We start from the raw sequence: 733 nt of genomic DNA on the forward strand, positions 1-733 counted from the left end.
CAGCGTCATGCCGCGGCTGTGGCGTTCGAACAGCGCCGTGCCGATCTCCGCCTCCAGCGCCTTCACGCGCTGGGTGACGTTCGACTGGACCGTGTTGAGCTCTTCGGCGGCGCGGGTGATGCCGCCGGTGCGGGCGACGGCCGCAAAGGTCCTGATATCGTTGAGTTCCATGACCCGTTTCTCTTTTGAGATGGCAACGTTCTGTAGAATTCAATTTTGCAGAATGTTATTCGCGCCTAATCTTCCTGTCCAGAGTGGGAGAACCCATGCCGATTGCCACGCCGCTGACGGAGCTTCTGGGGATCAGGCATCCGATCCTGTCGGCGCCCATGGATACGATCGCTGGCAGCCGGCTGACCCGCGCTGTTAGCGAGGCCGGCGGATTCGGCATCCTGGGTGGCGGATACGGTGACCGTGTTCGACTTCAGACAGAGGCCGTAGAGCTGAAGGGCTTTGCATCGTTCGGTATCGGCTTCATCACCTGGAGCCTGGCGAAACAGCCCGAGCTGCTCGACATCGCGCTCGATGCTCGCCCGCAGGCCATCATGTTGTCATTCGGCGATCCCTCGCCGTTCGCGCCGCGCATCGCGGCGAGCGGTGCGCGACTGATCTGCCAGGTGCAGAGCGAGGACATGGCCAAGCAGGCGCTCGATGCCGGCGCGGAGATCCTGATCGCGCAGGGTACCGAAGCCGGTGGCCATGGCGCATCGCGCACCACGGTCGACATCGTGCC

The 733-nt window shown here is 63.6% G+C and carries 2 protein-coding genes; one reads left to right on the plus strand and one right to left on the minus strand.

Annotated features, from left to right (window positions below; translation table 11 throughout):
• The coding region (locus MOV75_RS40555; protein WP_247008463.1) for a LysR family transcriptional regulator at positions 1-171 on the minus strand (171 nt) is incomplete at its 3' end.
• Between the two features lie 95 nt (positions 172-266).
• Here MOV75_RS40555 and MOV75_RS40560 point away from each other — a divergent pair.
• A partial coding sequence (locus MOV75_RS40560; protein WP_247008461.1) for a nitronate monooxygenase occupies positions 267-733 on the plus strand: 467 nt, incomplete at its 3' end.

The sequence above is a fragment of the Bradyrhizobium sp. PRIMUS42 genome (assembly GCF_023006515.1).
GTDB lineage: Bacteria > Pseudomonadota > Alphaproteobacteria > Rhizobiales > Xanthobacteraceae > Bradyrhizobium.